This window comes from Providencia sp. Je.9.19, assembly GCF_051129765.1.
Taxonomy (GTDB): Bacteria; Pseudomonadota; Gammaproteobacteria; order Enterobacterales; family Enterobacteriaceae; genus Providencia.
In genome coordinates this window covers 1,905,887-1,920,218 of sequence record NZ_JBCPSS010000001.1, presented here as the reverse complement: position 1 = coordinate 1,920,218, position 14,332 = coordinate 1,905,887, and the positions used below count along the sequence as shown (strand labels likewise).

The following is a 14,332-nucleotide window of genomic DNA, read 5'->3' as shown; positions in this document are numbered from 1 at the left end:
TTTCTGGCAAAGTATTTTGCCTAAGATATTATTAGGCTTGTTTTAGGGCTTCAAACATACCTTGTGCTAAGTTATTTGTTGCAGATTGAACACCCGGTAACACGAAGTAATATCCACCACCAAATGGCTTAATATAGCGTTCTAAGGGTTCACCATTAAGGCGTTTTTGTGTATCAATAAATCCTGTTTTTAAGTTCTTTTGATAGGATACGAAAATTAATCCCATATCAAGTACTCCACTTTCGGTTAATCCGAGTGAATAACTGTAACTTCTACGCCTTAATTTTGCCGTATAACGTTCAGGGTTACGGGGTTCAGCACGGCGCATATGGGAGTCAAATAATATACGATCGCCATGAGGGTCTTTCTCAAAGCTAGGGTCGTCATTTTCATGTTTCATACCAATAGGCGCGCCGGTACTTTTGTGGCGGCCAAAATCATTTTCTTGATCTTCAAGCGGGGTTCTATCCCAGAATTCAAGGTTGAAACGTATTAAGCGCACTGCCTGATATGTGCCCCCTGCACACCATGCAGGTTCTTTATTTTCTGCGGTTATCCAAATGAGTTCATTCATAAGCGCCGCATCATTTGTTGGCGCGTTGCCTGTACCATCTTTAAAGCCAAAAAGATTAATGGGGGTAGTGCGTTGGTCGATATCTCGTGAGGGGAGAAAACCATCAATTTTCCACAATGGAAACCATAATTGCCCCGTATTTCGCAAAATATCTCGTAATGCATAAATGACACTTTCTTGGCTATTTGCACATATTTGCAGCACGATATCGCCACCACACCATTTTTCCTCTAGCCTATCATTGGGAAAACTGGTCATCTCAACCAGATAATGGGGCTTGATTTTATCTAATCCAAAACGTGAATCAAAAAGGCTATTACCTAGTGATACCGTAATAGTTAAAGAATCAGGTTGTAATAGCGTGCCGAGAATACCCGATTCAGCAGGTGGCATTTTATCATTTGAGGTTGAGGCCGCTTTTTGTACTTGAGTTAGATAGGCAATACGTTGTGTGAGTATTGTGAAGAGTGTTTGTAACTCTTCGATTGAAGTTGTTGTAACATTAAAGGCAATAAATGATGCATTTTTTTGCTCAGGTGTTAATACCCCTGCTTGATGTTCACCCAGAAAATTGATGGCTTTATCATAAGTGAGTTGGCAGTTATTGATTTGCTCTTTTGCTTTAAGTGCAGGCGCCGCAAAAATTGCGCTGCCGATAGCTAAGGTTTTTAATACGCTTCGTCTGGAAAAATTGACAGATTGTGGTTCACTTTTACGTTTAGCTCGCATAAGTATATGCCTTAATATTTATAATAAACATCAACATCTAGCTGCGCACGTAATGTTGCGAGTGCTTCAGCTTGTTGCGTTAGTAGCGAATATAGCCGCATTTTATTTTTTTGATTTAATTGGCTATAAGGTGAATAGCTACCTTTAGTGAGTTGATACGACTGTATTATTTTGTTTATGTGTTGGTCATTTTCTTTTATTTGGTCGAGCTCTTTAGATTGAATAAAAGGTGAAATGACCTCAATGATTTCTTGAGCACCTCTGAGGTTCGCCGCGATATCGGCTAAATCAGACTGACTATAAATATTCTCTTTTCCCGCAAGTTTTGTTTCGAGGATCATTTCAATAAAATCAGCGGAAGCTTGTACAAGTTTAGGTATTTCAATCGTTTCAGTCTGTACGCGTTTATAAAGATCACGTCCTTTGAGGAATAATTCTTCGGCAGCAGGTAACGCAGTTTTAACATCTTTTTGCTCAAATAAGCGGTATTCAACTAAATGGAATCCGGTGAAACGATAATCTTTTTCTTTATCAAGAAAATAATCAGCTCGTGGATTAATCGTCCTATCCGTATTACCAAATAGCATGATGATAGGACGAACCGCTTCATAATGTTGATGTGCTGTGATGTAAGCATTTTGCGCTTTTTGTAGGTCACCCTTTTTTAAGCTTTGATTTAGTATCTCTAATTGAGAAACCATCTCACCAAGTTCATTAGTTGCAAATAGCAAATAGGTTCGAATTGCTTGCTGATACTTTTCTGGGGTTGCGATATCACCTTTGGCTATCACAATATCGTCCCCTGTTTGCACAGGGGATCTTAGGGCTTTGGTATAGGCAGGCAGGGATACGATTGTCAGTAAAAGAAAGCTGAAAATTACGGTTATTGTTTTACGCATTTCTTTTGCTCCGCGTGAATAACGTAATAACGACAATCCAGTAAACAACAAAGGTAATAACACTTAACCAAATAGGCTGAGAGCGATACGCAAAAAATGAAGAGATGAAATTACCTGCAATATTTGAATCATCTAGAAATGCGGTGCTATCCCAAGCGGGGTAAATCAGAAACTCAGGAATTGAATAATCATATTCAATTAGCAAATTAGCGATTTCTTCTACGCCTTTTAGTAATAACGATAACGCAAGGAAGAGTAAAATAATTCCAGTTACTTTGAAGAAAATTCTCCAAGAAACAAAACGATTAGTTAAAAGGAAGGCATATAATGTTAACGCTGCAATAAGAATGCCACCGCCAGCCTCTAAGAAAAATTCACTTGCGTTTTCAGCATTGAGCGACATGATAAAGCTCGAGAGAAAGACGACGATTTCGCTGCCTTCACGTGCGATCGCGATGGCAATAATAATTGTGGCTCCCCACCAGTTATGGTGTTCAGCATTGCGGCTAATTCCAGTTTCAATTTCAGATTTCATGGAACTGCCATGTTTGTTCATCCAATAGACCATTTGGACAATCAAAATACAGGCGAGTATTTCCATAAATATCATAAACAGGGATTGGCCAGTATCATCAAGAACATTGAAGACACCATAAATAAGCAATGCGAGAACAATTGAGATAATAATTCCGAGTGCAACACCACCCCAGAGGAATTTCATACCATTACGTGCATCTGGATGACGTTTAATCCAAGCATAAATAATGCCGATGACTAAAAGTGCTTCAAAGCTTTCACGCCATACTACAAAGAGAACTTGCCCCATTTTAAATCCTACTATTTTGCAATGATCTCACCTTTAGGGTGAGAAAGGTGAAAGTCATCAAAGAAGGTATAAGTGCCAGGTTTGAGCGGTGCAATGACCACAACTGAGCTTGCGCCCGGGGCTAATACTTTTTCTTTTCGTAGTTGAAGACTTTCAAATTCGGCAGGCTCTGTACCTGTGTTGGTGATTTTGATGCGAATAATTGTTTTTGCAGGGACTTCAAGAACACGTGGAATTAAATCCCCATTTTTCATTTCTAATTCAACGGTAAATTTCTCAGCAGCAAATACAGTCTGAGGGGTTAATGCATAAATGATAACCAGTAAAAGGCTGAGTAATGTTTTCATTATGAGCTCGAATAATTAATCAATAACGACAAACAAAAAAGGCTTACGTGAGAAAATAGCCCACGGTAAGCCCTTTACTAATTTGAATTTAATTAGTAACTACCTTTACGACCTACACCTGCGTAGTCGAAATCCCAAGTAGTTTCAAAAGGCTGGAACCATGGAGCAACACCGGTTTCTTTATCAATATGGCGGCCAAATGCAGCTTGTTTATTATATGAAGGTGGGTAGATTTTGTAAGTCACACGGTATTTACCGTTGCCATCTAATTTGATGTTTTCCCCATAATGAGGACCATCGCTTGCCACCATAGGCATGAAAGTGCCCGTTTGAGTTTGTGGTTTATCACCCAGCTTAGTCACAGAATATTCGATAGTGAGGTAAGGGATCCAATCACCTTCTGCAAAGCCATTTGGATTATCTTCAACAGCATGAATGTCCGCTTCTAAGTGAATATCCGCTTTATCCGCTGCTAGGTGAGACATCGCATGATGCCCTTCTTCGGTATCCATCGTGATAGGTTGTAGATAGACACCTTGAATCTCCATTCCATTCTTAATAATAGGATGACCGAGTGGATATTCTTGAGCGAATGCAGTAACTGAAAATAATACTAGACCCGAAACAGCGGCTTGATAGGCGAGTTTCATTGATACGTCCTTACCATTATTTAATATAGAACTTTAATGATAATCATTACTATTCAATGAATACAAGTGAAAATTTTAGATAAAATTCGATATGGGTTATCTATTTATTAAAAAACTATAATAATCAATTTATTAGATGAAGTTATTAATTTAAACAAAATAACTTTATGAGAAGTGAGTTGTATGGGATTTTTATTATTTCTGCCGTGATATATTCGAATAAATATAATTAACTTATTTAAAATTCATCGACTCATGAAGGTATTGTAAATGCAAAAACGTTATCTTGATTGTTCAGCTTCTGAAATTTTACGATTAGGTAAAAAGGATTTATTAGAATCGATTAAAGGGAGTGAAGGGCGTCTATTAGTGTCAGAAACAATCGGCACATTACAACCCGTATTGATGACTGTCACAAATGCAGAGTTAGCGGCAAGTCAAGGCGCAGATATTTTATTGTTGAATGTATTTGATGTGAATAATCCTATTATGCAAGGTTTACCCGAAGGTATCCCTGCGAATGATATTATTCGGACATTAAAGCGTCTGACTGGTCGTGCTATTGGTGTCAATCTAGAGCCTGTCCCCGCAGGCTTTAATAATCCAACGCAAGATGTGCAATGGAAAATATCAGAAGGGCGGTTAGCGACGGTTAAAAATGCGATAAAATTAAAAGAAATGGGCGTTGATATCATTGTGTTAACCGGAAACCCGGGCAATGGCGTCACTAACCAAGAAATTAACCAAAGTTTGAAAGAGCTCAAAGCGGTTGTCGGCAATGATGTGGTGTTGATTACTGGAAAAATGCATGCGGCTGGAGTGTTAAATGCATCTGCTGAGCAATTAATTACTGAGGAAGATATTCGTACCTTTATTAGTAGCGGCGCAGATATTATTTTACTACCGGCACCAGGCACTGTTCCCGGGATTTCTTTAGAGTTTGTCCAAAAAATGGTGAGTTATTGTCACTCTCAAGGCGTGATGACGATGACGGCTATCGGGACCTCACAAGAAGGAGCTGATGTTCAAACTATTAGGCAAATTGCGCTGATGTGTAAAATGGCTGGAACCGATTTACATCATATTGGTGATTCGGGATATAACGGCATTGCATTACCCGAAAACATTTTAAATTATGGCATTGTTATTCGTGGTGTTAGACATACCTACTCACGTATTGCTCGCTCAATTAATCGTTAATAGTTTCAATTTACTCGGAAAATCATTTTTGTCGATAAATACAATTTTATTTATTCTTTAGGTAAAAATTGGCAAAAAATTGCTGATATGGTTTATTTCAATGGCGAACGTGTTGGCGAACAGGTGTTTGAGTTCAATCGGTATAGCTTAACAGTTTTACCCTTTTTTAATTCATTTTAAAACCCACTTATGTCTAAATAAGTGGGCTTTTTTTCGTCATTTTTATCGAATGTTTTCACTTCCAATATGTGAATATTGATTTAGATCAATAGTTAAAAATCTATCAAACAATACATTGATCTAGAATATGAAAATTAAATCCTAAGTAGACATAATCAAATAAGACTTACTCATTATAAGGGTGATTATGCTTCTCAATACAACGGGTTCCATTGTGGCCAACTTATCAGATAAAGCCTTAAATTCAATAACATCGGAATTATTAACTACACTTGCGAGTGTAACGATAATGGACGGCTTAGCATTGATTAAAAATGATATGCAAGTTGATGTTTCGTTGATGGAGCCACAAGGAAAAATACTCTGGTTAAGTCATTCTTGTGAAAAATCGTCCAATATTGCTGCTTCACTTTCGGAATATATCGCTAAAGAGACCCAAAGTCAGTTATTTATACATTCGATTGAACTGCTCGGTAGATTTTATTATTTAGCCCCAATTTATTTAGAGAAAAGTAATTTGCTTGCAGTTGTTGCACTATCCACGAATGAGATAAATAGCACTATATTACTGGCTTTAGCACATTCGTTGGGCAGAGAAGTGAGTGAAAAATTAAAATGTCATTTTTATTTACAACAATTAGCATGCGAGCCTAAAGTTAACCCTTTTTTTAAAGAGCTTAATATGCAAAAAGTTGAGAAAGCTTTAATTATTGAAGCTGCCAATTCTTGTAATGGAAAAGTTCAACAGATGCATCAAGTTTTGAATATGGGCAGAACGACATTGTGGCGCAAATTAAAGCAATATGAGATTAATATTAAAGATTATAAATAGGCTCATTTATTCATAATGAATGAATAGGGGATGAGCCATAATATCTTATTTATCAATAGATAAAGTGGATTTTTCAAGTGAAAGAATTAACTTACTTTTCGGTGGAATTTGATTTACCTTTTCACCAAGATTAACCAGCATAGGAATGCCCATCTTTGTCGCAATAATTGCTGTATGTGAATATGGCGATCCTTGCGCTAATACAATACCACGAAGCATGGGTTGAATATGTTGCATTAATTCTATTGGGCCAAGATCTTGGCTTATCAAAATGATTGGTTCAGCAAAAGCGTATTTCGTCGCTGTGTGCTGAGCCAATGTTTTTAATAATTGATTTTTTAAATCTTCAATATCAATAAATCTTGCTTTGAGATAAGGAGAAGAGAGTTGTTTGTATTGAGCTGCCATTTCATTAAAAACAGTTAATATCGCAGATTCGGCATGGGTAGAATTGCGCTTAATATGCTGCGTTAAATCCTCAAGTAGCGCTTCATCACTCAATAATAAACTATGACCGTGGAAGATATCTGCAATATTATTGTTCCTTATTTTTGCGGTCTCATCAGCTAAGGTGTCGAGATATGTGCATACTTGATTTAGCGCCTGCGTCATTCTTTGGATTTCTGTAGCATTGTCTTGTGGTGATTTATTATCGTGCCCAATACAAGTCGGTAGGTGATAGGCTAAGCCTGATACATTCGGCAGAAATACAACTTCTCCTACTAAATTTGAATTGCCAATAGTATTAATGTCATCGCCGAAATTTTCATCTGCTAATAGATTAAAAGCGTCAATTGCTGCTTGTGCATCTTCACCTTCAGCGATTAATTCAATTTTGTCACCCAGATAAGCTTGTAAGAGTGTAATTTGATTCATGCTTTTGGCATCGGCTATTTTGTTGCCATGGCGAAGTTGAATATTGGCTTTAAAAGCGCCCAGAGTTGATGAAATTTTAGCGGCTGGACGAAGATGTAAGCCTGCTGGGTTTTGTATTATACATTGGGTTTTTATTGCATACTTAGATGTAGGAGCTAGCTGGTTCGGCATTGAGGGAGTTAAATTAATATCTTCATTTAACTGCTGTTGCTTTGCCTGTAGGGCATTTTTTGCTTCTAATAAAATTGTATCTATTGGTGCGCCACCCGAAGCTGCGGCCGTCATTGCTATAGTACCTTCAACTAAAGGTGCAGAACAAAGATGTACTTTTTTAGCGAGCTCAGAATCAATAAGATCAAGGGCAGTTTCAGCACTGAGTATTGCACTTCCTAAATCCATTAAGAGGATGATGTGAGATGCATCTGCTAAGGATTCTATTGCTTCCATCACTTTAATTGCATCAGTGCCTATTGGGTGTTTATCATCATCGATACCCGCTGCAATCCTGATTTGACAATGTTGCGTATTTTGCATTTGGTTTGCTAACTGAAGTAATCCTTCGGCGAGCTGTTTGCTATGAGAAACAATAATTAAACCAATCACTTAGTTCTCCTTAGGAAAAGTAACGATATGTTATCATTATTTTTTGAAGCCATAGGAAACTTTACATGAAAAAAGGTACGCTTCTACTGATATTCTGCAATAATTTGAAAAATATTGTCAAAGCGTAAATGAGATAACCAACATCCAGAAATGTGTGTATTCCGATGTTGGCTTTCTTATAGATAGTAATTAAATATACAAACTAATAAGTAAAAAGAGATGAACAAGAGGGGGCATTATCAATGAAGATATTGGATAGTTATATCAAATATAGTCTTAAATTTTTAGAATGTAAAATTGATTAAAATCAAATAACATTAATTTAGAAAAGAGTTTAACTTAAGTTGGATCTTTTTAGTGTAGTAAGTTAAAAGTTAAATTTAGCATTTCATTTTACGCTGAATCTGTAAAAAACAGAGTGATTATTTCATAGGTGAAATATTAATGTACATAAGTTATATTGAGACTTTAGTTTACGACAAAGCATCGATATAAATCGATATAGTTACAGTACCTATAAACCTAAATAAACTAGTCATTAGTTGTTTCTTTAGAATTTTTATCTATATATGATTTTTTTCAGGTATAAAAACATTTATATATTTAAAATATCTGATGATTTAAGGTTAAACCATCAGAATATAATAACTATAGCAAAATAGGTAATGCATAATATAAATTACATGTTTTTAGGATAAGTATTAATATAATCATACTCTTGAATAAGTTGAGGTAATGACTTTATTCCTAATTTAGTGTAAATATTCGAACGATGAACTTCGACAGTTCTTGGTGATAATGAGAGCTTCTCGGCAGTTTCCTTACTTGTATTGCCATCAAGGATCATATCCATAATTTCGCGTTCGCGTATAGAAAGTCGATCAAATTTATTGGTTAAGTATATGTATTTTTTGTAATCTTCAAGCTCATGTGTAAAGCGTTCAGCCGCACAATTAATTGAGTTTGATATTTCTATATCTTTGAATGGGAAAGGAAAAAAATCAAAGGCACCTGATTTGAAACTCTCTCTACAAAGACTAATAGAAGGCTCATCTGATAAAATAATAATAGGAACTATACCAAAATTATTATTGATGTTATTTAATCTATTAATATGACTTCCATCATTGTTTAAAAATAATAAAATACATTCCTTTGCTCCCTCCTCTAAAGGGTAAGTATAATTACTAATATATACTTCTTCATTATTATAAAATTTAAAGATGTAATCAAAAGATTCCATCATTAATTTCAGCTTATTCTTAAAGACATTATCATTTTCTATAATTACATGAATGGTGCAATTCATCACCATACTCCTGTTAAACTGATTTGATATTCATATTAATTTGATAAAATAGGTAGATAAATAAAATGCCCAGTCAAATAGGCAGTAATATTTTCTACTAGACGTTGTTTTTTTTATTAATGTATTACTGACCATAATTTATATTAAATGTATCATCTAGTTAAAATTAATATAAAAATAGAAACAATGGTTAAAGTTGGTGTCAAAGCGTAAGAAACGATTACTGATTTGTAACAATGTAGGTGCTTTTACTTGTTTTCTGGTATTTTATTTTGCAAGTTTCTTATAAAATTATTTTATACAATAGCGTAATAATATATCAAAATGATAATCATAAAAAGCCTGAAACGTAGATTTTATGAAGTTTTATTAAGCAGTCACACTAAATTCGTTTGCGCACTAAGAGTGAGTGCTTTTTATCATTAACATGATAGAATTTATTTTTATGTCTTTATACTGAGTGAATATACTTACATGGCCTCTTTGAAAGATGTGGCGCGACTCGCGAGTGTTTCTTTAATGACAGTATCAAGGGCAATCAATAGTCCTGAGTTGTTGAAGCCAGAAACACTAAAACAGGTACAACAGGCCATTGATGCGCTTAATTATGTTCCTGATTTCTCTGCTCGAAAAATCAGAGGTAAAAGCTCGCGCATTTCTACTGTCGGGGTTTTAGCGCTTGATACTGCAACAACGCCATTTTCAGTTGAAATGATTTTATCAATAGAGCAAACCGCAAGGCAATTTGGTTGGAGTAGCTTTGTCGTTAATATTACATCGAATGATGATTATGATCGGGCTATTCGCCAATTATTATCCCAGAGGCCAGATGGTATTATTTATACGACAATGGGATTAAGGGAAGTTACTATTCCAGAATCGTTGCATAAAAGTCGTTTGGTATTAGCTAACTGCGTTAGTCAAAATAAACAATTTCCAACTTATATACCTGATGATTTTAATGGCCAATATAAAGCAGTCTGTCGTTTAATTGAGAAAGGGTATCGAAAGCCATTATGTCTCTATATTCCTAAAGATACCTTAGCGGGAAAAACGCGTCGAGAGGCTGTTCAAGCCGCTTGGTCAGAGGCAAATCTACCTCTTGAATCTTTAATGCAATATCATTTAGAGTCCGGTGATGAACATTATATTGATGTGATTGAGTTGATTGATTCCCATTGTCAAAATGGTCAACCTGATTTTGATGTGGTAATTTGCGGTAATGATCGAATTGCTTTTTTAGCTTATCAAGTATTATTGAGTAAGGGTCTCCGTATTCCTGAGGATATAGCGGTATTGGGCTATGATAATATGATTGGTGTGGGGGAGTTGTTTTATCCACCGTTAAGTACGGTTGTGTTACCACATTACCAATTAGGGCAAGAAGCGGCTTTACACATCATAGAAGAAAGGTCACATTGCGATACACAATATGTTGCTTGTGACTTACTCGAGCGCAAATCTTTTTAAGATTTAATCGCGTAAGGGCTACAAATTGTAACCCTTATTTGCGGTCGGTTATTTATTTAATTGCTTTCTTTAATGGCCAGTACGTAGCTTTGTCTAATTTTGCGTTCTGATTTATTGCGAATAACTTTAAACTACAATCATTTTCTGCCGGATAAATACGGCTACTAAAAGTTTGCTCTCCATCATTGATAAAAACTTCAAGACAAGACTTATCGATAAATGCGCGTATTTTAAGTTGTTTTGTTTGAGGAAGCGGTGCGCTTCGGCTATCACTAATAATATATTCGGGATAGTGACGAGATAATGTTAAGCGCTGATTTTGGTTATCGATATAAAATTGAATACCACTTCCAATCCAGAAGCCAAATTTTTCAGCTGGGCTATTTTGTAGATCCCAAACTAGTTCTATTTCACAGCTAGTCGCTTTTTTCTCAATGAGTTGCGTTGTATTTTTTGTCATAACGACGGCTGGAATATGGATGGGATCTTTACGTAATGTTTTGAGCTCAACAATTGGCTTAGCAATAATTTTACCTTGTTCATTAAGAGAAAGTTCTCTTGGTAAGGTAAAACAACCAGACCAACCATGTGCTTGTGATGGCATATGACTTTCCCACATATCCATCCATGCAATTGCAATACGACGTCCATCTTGCGCTAAAAAAGTTTGAGGCGCATAAAAATCTTGGCCAAAATCGAGTTCCGTAAATTGATGGGTTACCTCATAAGGTTGCCCTGGAGCCCAGTTTCCAACAAGGTAGCCATTTTGGTACAGGTTACGGTATTGATTACCCTGTGCTTTTTTTCCTTGGGGTGAAAATAAGGTGATAAAGTGATCGCCTAATGGGAAAAAATCGGGGCATTCCCACATATAGACGTTTTTATCGTCTGTTTTGGCTAAGATCTGGTAGTCATTATTCCAATTTAGCAAATCTGTAGTGTTAAACAGTAAAATTTGTCCTTGATCAAGGGTATCTCGAGCACCGACTACCATCCACCATTTTCCATCTTGATGCCAAACTTTAGGATCTCGGAAGTGCATATAGCCCTTAGGGGATGGGATAATAATGCCTTTCTTTTCGAAATGAATACCATCGTCACTAACCGCTAAGCACTGAGTTTGGTGTATTTGGCTATCGTCACCTTCTCCTGATAACCAAATATGCCCTGTATAGAATAAATATAATTTACCTTCATGGCTTATCGATGATCCCGAAAAACAGCCATCTTTATCGTATTCATCACCGGGGGCTAGGGCGATCGGCTGATGTTGCCAATGAACCATATCTTTACTGGTTGCGTGACCCCAGTGCATGGGGCCCCAAACAGCGCTATAAGGGTGATGTTGATAAAAAGCATGATATAAACCATTATGATAAATTAATCCATTTGGATCATTGAGCCAGCCGGTATAACTGGCGAGATGATAATTAGGATAAAATTGTTTATTTAATGATTTTCTTGAATTTTCAATTGGATTTTTCATTAATAGTTTTCCGTGTGGCTTAAGCTGTAGGGCTATCTAATTTATTTGGATTCTCGAATTATGCTTTAGGGAAATCACTATTAGCAGATAATTCGTGCGTTCTTATCGTGCTTTATTTATACTTTATGTTAACGTTAACAAAATAAATTTACCAGTCTTAATTTTTATATGGTTTATCATATTATCAATGAAAATTATTAGGGTTCAGTTAAACGACAATTAAAACGACAGTTAAAGGAAAATCTATGAAAGTCTGGTCATTAGGTGATGCAGTAGTAGACTTAATTCCCTTACAAAATATGCAATATGAAGCCTGTGCAGGAGGTGCTCCTGTCAATGTAGCTGCTGGTGTTGCAAAGTTAGGTCAGCCAAGTGGTTTTATTGGCCGAGTGGGGGAAGATGCTTTTGGGCATTTTATGCAGAAAACCTTATTCGATTTAAATGTTGATACCAGTGCGATGGAATTTGATGAGTTACATCGAACCAGTACCGTTTTAGTTTCTTTGCATGAAAACGGCGAGCGTGAGTTTTCTTTTCTTGTTTCACCTTCCGCGGATCAGTTTTTATCAAATAAAAATTTACCTGTATTTGATAAAGATATTTTACATTTTTGCTCATTAGCTTTAGTGCATACTGTATGCCGTGAGGCTTTAATACAAGCAATAGACAAAATGAAGCAGGCGGGTGGGTTATTGAGTTTTGATATTAATATCCGCCCTCAAATGTGGGCTGATCCTAATGAAATGCACAGTATTGTTGATGAATTTGCTTATAAAGCGGATATTTTAAAATTATCAGATGATGAATTGTTGTGGCTAACCAAAGAGATCTCTTTAGACAATGCTGTTGATAAACTTAAAAAATATCCAGCGCGTTTGAAAATAGTGACTCAGGGTGCAAAAGGTTGCTTGGTGATTACACCAAACAGTAAAGTGGCGATCAGCGCTTATCAGGTTGAAAGCGTTGATACTACTGGAGCTGGTGATGCTTTTATGGCGGGTTTGCTCGCAGCTATTGCTCAATATGGTGTTTCGGATAATGAAGATTATTTTATGACAATAGTGACTCAAGCCGCGGCTTGCGGTGCATTAGCTACAACTCGAAAAGGTGCGATTAGTGCAGCGCCAACCCAACAAGAGCTCATTGATTTTATTGCTCAACAGCCGCCGTTGCATCAAAGGGAATTATAACGCTAGTGGAACAAGGTGATATAAATATGTCACCTTGATTTAATCAGGCTGTTTATTGACTAATATTAAGCAAATATGTGATGTTTTATCATGACTGAAAGTTCTATTTTCTTGATATTAGCGTATGATATTGAATGTATTTCACTTGTTTATATTTATACTCTGACATTTGTACTATGGATAAACTATGTTACTGCGTTCGGGAGTAGCTTTAGCTATTTTTTCTTATATATTATGGGGGATTACCCCTTTGTTTTATCGCCTGCTTCCCGGCGCTCAGGCATTAGAACTTTTAGCCCAACGCCTGATATGGTCAATTCCTTTCCTATTTCTTATCCGCCTGATCATCAAAAATAAATCATTATGGAAGCAAGTTTGGGCTGACAAACGTTCGATTATTTTATGCTTATTCAGCTCATCAATTATGGCTGTCTCTTGGACTGCTTTTACTTATGCTTTGACGCATGGGCAGGTATTAGCGGCAAGCCTTGGATATTTTATCAATCCACTTTTTTCAATTCTATTAGGTGTGATATTCCTACGTGAGCGGCTAATCTTTGCAGAAAAACTAGCTGTGATTTTTATTTGTGCAGGAGTGGGATATCAAATTTGGCAGTATGGCGAACTACCTATTCTGGCTTTAATTATGGGAAGTGCTTTTGCAATTTATGGCCTAATTCGTAAGTTTATTCGTTTTGATGTCTTTACCTCATTACTACTAGAGGCACTTTGGTTATTTCCTGTTGCACTCGCCATTACATGGTGGTTATCTGCAAACGGAACGAGCGCTGTTATGAATGGCGACTGGCAAACCAAGTTACTTTATATGCTCGCAGCGCCCGTGACTATTATTCCACTGATCTTCTTCACGGCTGCAATTAAACGAACAACATTGACGGTTATTGGTCTTGCACAATATATCGAACCAACCATTCAATTTTTATTGGCAGTATTCTTATTTAATGAGCTTTTTGATTGGGTGAAAGGGGTTAGTTTCTCTCTCATTTGGCTTGGCTTATTATGTTGTATTCTTGCTCTGCTACATAAACGCTATAGTGAATTTCATCGTAGAGATCCATTTGTAACAGGGCGTGATGAAACCCCCAAACTCTGATTATCATGGCATAGTTATTGTTTTAAAAAGTTTCTGCATAGCGAAAG

General features: G+C 36.4%; 13 protein-coding genes. 5 read left to right on the top strand and 8 right to left on the bottom strand.

Going from position 1 to position 14,332, the window contains the following annotated elements; all coding sequences use genetic code 11:
• Positions 1 to 31: 31 nt before the first annotated feature.
• From efeB to AAZR93_RS08890, 5 genes are all read right to left on the bottom strand, one after another.
• Positions 32 to 1,303, bottom strand: a complete 1,272-nt coding sequence (gene efeB / locus AAZR93_RS08910) for an iron uptake transporter deferrochelatase/peroxidase subunit (protein WP_434719585.1) — start codon at positions 1,301 to 1,303, stop codon at positions 32 to 34.
• A gap of 11 nt (positions 1,304 to 1,314) precedes the next feature.
• The gene (locus AAZR93_RS08905; RefSeq protein WP_434719584.1) at positions 1,315 to 2,202 is read right to left on the bottom strand and encodes an EfeM/EfeO family lipoprotein; all 888 of its coding nucleotides are present in this window, start codon (positions 2,200 to 2,202) and stop codon (positions 1,315 to 1,317) included.
• Positions 2,195 to 3,028, bottom strand: coding sequence for an FTR1 family iron permease (locus AAZR93_RS08900; protein ID WP_434719583.1), 834 nt, complete (start codon positions 3,026 to 3,028; stop codon positions 2,195 to 2,197). The genes AAZR93_RS08905 and AAZR93_RS08900 overlap by 8 nt, the downstream gene beginning before the upstream one ends.
• A gap of 11 nt (positions 3,029 to 3,039) precedes the next feature.
• Positions 3,040 to 3,375 carry a cupredoxin domain-containing protein gene (locus AAZR93_RS08895; protein WP_294104986.1) on the bottom strand — a complete coding sequence of 112 codons (336 nt, stop codon included), beginning with the start codon at positions 3,373 to 3,375 and terminating at the stop codon, positions 3,040 to 3,042.
• 92 nt (positions 3,376 to 3,467) lie between these two features.
• Positions 3,468 to 4,025, bottom strand: a complete 558-nt coding sequence (locus tag AAZR93_RS08890; RefSeq protein ID WP_294104984.1) for an iron transporter — start codon at positions 4,023 to 4,025, stop codon at positions 3,468 to 3,470.
• Between the two features lie 270 nt (positions 4,026 to 4,295).
• Here AAZR93_RS08890 and AAZR93_RS08885 point away from each other — a divergent pair, with 270 nt between their 5' ends.
• On the top strand, positions 4,296 to 5,225 hold the full coding sequence (locus tag AAZR93_RS08885; protein ID WP_294104982.1) for a haloacid dehalogenase-like hydrolase: 930 nt from the start codon (positions 4,296 to 4,298) through the stop codon (positions 5,223 to 5,225).
• 394 nt (positions 5,226 to 5,619) lie between these two features.
• Positions 5,620 to 6,237 (top strand): helix-turn-helix domain-containing protein, encoded by a 618-nt coding sequence (locus AAZR93_RS08880; protein WP_434719582.1) that lies wholly within the window; start codon positions 5,620 to 5,622, stop codon positions 6,235 to 6,237.
• A 45-nt stretch (positions 6,238 to 6,282) separates the two neighbouring features.
• Here AAZR93_RS08880 and dhaM read toward each other — a convergent pair whose 3' ends face one another.
• Together dhaM and AAZR93_RS08870 are read right to left on the bottom strand one after the other, a co-directional pair.
• Entirely contained in the window at positions 6,283 to 7,716 is a 1,434-nt protein-coding gene (gene dhaM, locus AAZR93_RS08875) for a dihydroxyacetone kinase phosphoryl donor subunit DhaM (RefSeq protein ID WP_434719581.1), read from the bottom strand.
• Between the two features lie 679 nt (positions 7,717 to 8,395).
• Positions 8,396 to 9,025, bottom strand: a complete 630-nt coding sequence (locus AAZR93_RS08870; RefSeq protein WP_434719580.1) for a response regulator transcription factor — start codon at positions 9,023 to 9,025, stop codon at positions 8,396 to 8,398.
• Positions 9,026 to 9,499: 474 nt separating this feature from the next.
• On the opposite strand from AAZR93_RS08870, the gene AAZR93_RS08865 reads away from it, so the two are divergent.
• A complete protein-coding gene (locus tag AAZR93_RS08865) occupies positions 9,500 to 10,495 on the top strand; it encodes a LacI family DNA-binding transcriptional regulator (protein WP_434719579.1) in 996 nt (331 codons plus the stop codon).
• Between the two features lie 52 nt (positions 10,496 to 10,547).
• Here the strand turns inward: AAZR93_RS08865 and AAZR93_RS08860 are convergent, their stop codons facing one another.
• A complete protein-coding gene (locus tag AAZR93_RS08860; RefSeq protein ID WP_434719578.1) occupies positions 10,548 to 11,981 on the bottom strand; it encodes a glycoside hydrolase family 32 protein in 1,434 nt (477 codons plus the stop codon).
• Positions 11,982 to 12,226: 245 nt separating this feature from the next.
• Here AAZR93_RS08860 and AAZR93_RS08855 point away from each other — a divergent pair, with 245 nt between their 5' ends.
• The gene (locus AAZR93_RS08855) at positions 12,227 to 13,171 is read left to right on the top strand and encodes an aminoimidazole riboside kinase (RefSeq protein ID WP_434719577.1); all 945 of its coding nucleotides are present in this window, start codon (positions 12,227 to 12,229) and stop codon (positions 13,169 to 13,171) included.
• A gap of 187 nt (positions 13,172 to 13,358) precedes the next feature.
• Entirely contained in the window at positions 13,359 to 14,285 is a 927-nt protein-coding gene (gene rarD, locus AAZR93_RS08850; protein WP_336429667.1) for an EamA family transporter RarD, read from the top strand.
• Positions 14,286 to 14,332 lie beyond the last annotated feature (47 nt).

Excerpts from the sequence above, each read along its gene's own strand:
- efeB (WP_434719585.1), bottom strand. The coding sequence starts at position 1,303 with ATGCGAGCTAAACGTAAAAGTGAACCACAATCTGTCAATTTTTCCAGA.
- AAZR93_RS08905 (WP_434719584.1), bottom strand. The coding sequence starts at position 2,202 with ATGCGTAAAACAATAACCGTAATTTTCAGCTTTCTTTTACTGACAATC.
- AAZR93_RS08900 (WP_434719583.1), bottom strand. The coding sequence starts at position 3,028 with ATGGGGCAAGTTCTCTTTGTAGTATGGCGTGAAAGCTTTGAAGCACTT.
- AAZR93_RS08895 (WP_294104986.1), bottom strand. The coding sequence starts at position 3,375 with ATGAAAACATTACTCAGCCTTTTACTGGTTATCATTTATGCATTAACC.
- AAZR93_RS08890 (WP_294104984.1), bottom strand. The coding sequence starts at position 4,025 with ATGAAACTCGCCTATCAAGCCGCTGTTTCGGGTCTAGTATTATTTTCA.
- AAZR93_RS08885 (WP_294104982.1), top strand. The coding sequence starts at position 4,296 with ATGCAAAAACGTTATCTTGATTGTTCAGCTTCTGAAATTTTACGATTA.
- AAZR93_RS08870 (WP_434719580.1), bottom strand. The coding sequence starts at position 9,025 with ATGAATTGCACCATTCATGTAATTATAGAAAATGATAATGTCTTTAAG.
- AAZR93_RS08865 (WP_434719579.1), top strand. The coding sequence starts at position 9,500 with ATGGCCTCTTTGAAAGATGTGGCGCGACTCGCGAGTGTTTCTTTAATG.
- AAZR93_RS08860 (WP_434719578.1), bottom strand. The coding sequence starts at position 11,981 with ATGAAAAATCCAATTGAAAATTCAAGAAAATCATTAAATAAACAATTT.
- AAZR93_RS08855 (WP_434719577.1), top strand. The coding sequence starts at position 12,227 with ATGAAAGTCTGGTCATTAGGTGATGCAGTAGTAGACTTAATTCCCTTA.
- rarD (WP_336429667.1), top strand. The coding sequence starts at position 13,359 with ATGTTACTGCGTTCGGGAGTAGCTTTAGCTATTTTTTCTTATATATTA.